The following is a 3,331-nucleotide window of genomic DNA, read 5'->3' on the forward strand; positions in this document are numbered from 1 at the left end:
CTTGCCGGCCTTGGAGCCATTGATGCCGTCGTCCGAGCGCAGCCGCACCGCCTGGCCGTTGATGTCGGGGCCGGTGGTGACGAAAGCGCCGTTCTCGTCGACGAAACCGTCCCAGACATCGACGAACTCGCCGCCATGCTTTTCGGCGGCCGAGCGGTAGATGTCGTTGAAGGCCAGCATGTCGGAAGTCATCTTCGGCAACCGGAAGGCCGGCATGCCGACCCACAGGAACGGCACCTTGGCTTCCGCGATGGCCTTGCCGAGCGCATCGGTGCGGCGCTCATATTCCTTGGTCCAGTTCTCGGATCGCGGCTGTTCGCGCACGTCGCCGACCTTCATCTGCTGGCGGTCGTTGGAGCCGAGCATGACGACGACGACCGATGGTTTCTCGGTCTCGATCAGCGTTTTGATCTGTTCTGGCCAGTTGTAGAAATCATCGCGCACGAAGCCGGAAGAACCGTTGCTGCGCACCGCGATCCTGACGCCGGCGTTTTCGGCGAAGGCGGTGTCCAGGCCCTCGCCGAGACCGCTCGCCATGAAATCGCCGACCACCAGCACGGCGCGGGCATCCGGCGTCTTCTCGACGATCGGCGTCTGTGGCTCTGCCGGCAGGCGCGGCTTGGATTTCCTGGTCTTTGCCTTCGGCCTTGCCTTCTGGATGTCGAGCGGCGGCTCGAAGCGCTCGCTGCGGCGCGGGAACAGCAAGTCACGCAGCGACCAGCCGCGGCTCTGCTCCTCCTGCGCCATGGCGGGCGTGTGGAAGGCGCTGGCCGCAGCCACCGCCAGGACGGCGAGGGCCAGGATCAGGATCGGCGTGCGGCGAACGATCGCCAGTATGCGCCCAGCCGAAACCAATCACTTCCTCCGTCCCTGAGGCGTTCCTATTTCTTGCGGAGCCATTTGAGCACTTCCATGCTCGGATAGCCATCCTGGGTCAAGCCGGCCTTCGCCTGGAAGGCCATGATGGCGGCCTTCGATCCCTCGCCGATCTTGCCGTCGAACTTGCCGTCATAATAGCCGTGTTCGGAAAGCCGCTGCTGCAGTTCCTGCCGCTCCTCGAAGCTCAGCTTGGTGAAGGGCCGTTTCCAGTCCTGAACCAGGCCGCTGCCACCAGCGATCTCGTCGGCAAGAAGGCCGACGGCGAGCGCGTATTTGTCGGCGTTGTTGTAGGCCTTGATGACCGAGAAGTTCTTGATCATCAGGAAGGCCGGCCCGCCGCGGCCGTCGGGCACTTTCAGCGTCGCCTTGTCGGAGCCGTTCTTGAACGGCTTGCCGTTGGCCCTGACGACGCCAAGCGCCTGCCATTGCGCCAGCGTCTTCGAGCCGGCGGGAAGCTTGCCGGCCGGCAGGACGACCTCGTAGCCCCAGGTCTTGCCGGCCTGCCAACCGTTCTTCCTCAGCAGATTGGCGGCCGTCGCCAGCGCATCGGGGATCGAGTTCCAGATGTCGCGCTTGCCGTTGCCGTCCATGTCGATGGCATAATGCTGGTAGCTGGTCGGTATGAACTGGGTGTGGCCCATGGCGCCGGCCCACGAGCCGCTGAGATGGCTTTCGTCGATGTCGCCGCTCTGCAGGATCTTCAGCGCCGCGATCAGCTGGGTGCGGGCGAATTTCGAACGCCGCGGGTCGGCATAGCCAAGCGTCGCCAGCGAGCGGATGACATTGCGCATGATGTCGTTGCGCTTGAGGATCTCGCCATAGTTCGATTCCATCGACCAGATGGCGAGCAGGATGTTGCGGTCGACGCCGAACCGCGCCTCGATCCTGTCCAGCCACGGCTTCCATTTCCTGGCCATCTGCTGGCCGACGGCGACCGACTGGTCGTGCACGCGGTTGTCGAAATAGTCCCAGGCGGGTGCCGTGAACTCGGGCTGGGTGCGGGCCTTTTCCAGCACGACCGGATCGACATCGGTGATGTTCCTGAAGGCCTGGTCGTAGATCGCACCGGAGACGCCGCTCTGCACCGCCGTGGCGCGGAAGCTGGCAACCCATTGCCGGAATCCGGCATCGGCGAAAGCAGGTCCCGCGGGCATCAGCAGGGCAAGCGACAGGCTGGCCGCCGTCACGACGCTTGCAAGGCGCTTTGCGGTGCTGCGAACGGACATCTGTTCCTCCTTTTTCGTATCAGGAAGATCATTCATCGCCGAACCCGGTTAGTATTTAGTTTACCATAGGTGGGGGCGGGAACGAAAAGACGCGACGATGCTTTACGCACTGCAAGTTTTGTAAACTCGGCGTTCCTTACATCTCGATTCCGGCGCGAAAATGTCTCAGAACGGGATTGCGGAGCGCGTAATCAAGCGGATAATTGGCAGCATGAAGAGAGTTCGCAAAGCAGTCTTCCCGGTCGCTGGTCTCGGTACGCGGTTCCTTCCCGCCACCAAGGCGATTCCCAAGGAAATGCTGACCGTCGTCGACCGACCGGTCATCCAGTATGTGGTCGACGAGGCGCGCGACGCCGGCATCGAGCATTTCATCTTCGTCACCGGCCGCAACAAGGCGGTCATCGAAGACCATTTCGACGTCCAGTTCGAGCTCTACGACACGCTTGCCCAGCGCGGCAAGGACGACCAGCTCGCCCGCCTGCAGCGGCTGCAGCCGGCGCCGGGCCAGACCAGCTTCACCCGCCAGCAGGTGCCGATGGGGCTCGGCCATGCCGTCTGGTGCGCCCGCGAACTGGTCGGTGACGAGCCCTTCGCGCTGCTGTTGCCCGACATGATCATGCAGTCGGAAAAGAGCTGCATGAAGGACATGGTCGAGCTCTATGCCGAGACCGGCAACAACATCATCGCGGTGCAGGAGTGCGATCCGGCCGAGGCGCATAAATACGGCATTGTCGGCCGCGGCGAGGATACCCATCACGGCTTCCGCATCACCGGCATGGTCGAGAAGCCGAAGGCAGGCACCGCGCCCTCGAACCTGTTCATCAACGGCCGCTATATCCTGCAGCCGGAGATCTTCGGCATCCTCGAAGGCCAGGAGCGCGGCGCCGGCAACGAGATCCAGCTCACCGATGCGATGCTGAAGCTGGAGAAGCAGCAGCCCTTCTACGGCTACCACTACCAGGGCCGCACCTTCGACTGCGGCTCGCCGGAAGGCTTTGTCGAGGCCAATGTCGCCTTCGCTTTGTGGCGCAGAGACATGAATGAGAGCATGGCCGGCGTCATCCGCACCCTGCTCGACGAGATGCAGCCGTCCGAGCGGCGCGGTGCGGCGCTCTAGAGCAATTCCAGGAAAAGTGCGAGCGGTTTTCCGTCCGGAATTGCGTCAAAACAAAGAGATAGAGCGGCTCGCCGTTTCTTTGAAACGGTGAGACCCCTCAGCGCTGCAC

Annotated in this window: 3 protein-coding genes; 1 reads left to right on the plus strand and 2 read right to left on the minus strand. The window is 63.1% G+C overall.

Annotated elements, in window-relative coordinates:
* A partial coding sequence (locus EN738_RS32610; protein WP_127287154.1) for a DUF459 domain-containing protein occupies positions 1-855 on the minus strand: 855 nt, incomplete at its 3' end.
* Between the two features lie 26 nt (positions 856-881).
* A complete protein-coding gene (locus EN738_RS32615; protein WP_127287155.1) occupies positions 882-2,105 on the minus strand; it encodes a lytic murein transglycosylase in 1,224 nt (407 codons plus the stop codon).
* Between the two features lie 202 nt (positions 2,106-2,307).
* On the opposite strand from EN738_RS32615, the gene galU reads away from it, so the two are divergent.
* Positions 2,308-3,222, plus strand: coding sequence for a UTP--glucose-1-phosphate uridylyltransferase GalU (gene galU / locus EN738_RS32620; RefSeq protein ID WP_189340465.1), 915 nt, complete (start codon positions 2,308-2,310; stop codon positions 3,220-3,222).
* The last annotated feature ends 109 nt before the right edge of the window (positions 3,223-3,331 follow it).

The sequence above is a fragment of the Mesorhizobium sp. M4B.F.Ca.ET.017.02.2.1 genome, from assembly GCF_003998955.1.
Lineage (GTDB): Bacteria > Pseudomonadota > Alphaproteobacteria > Rhizobiales > Rhizobiaceae > Mesorhizobium > Mesorhizobium abyssinicae.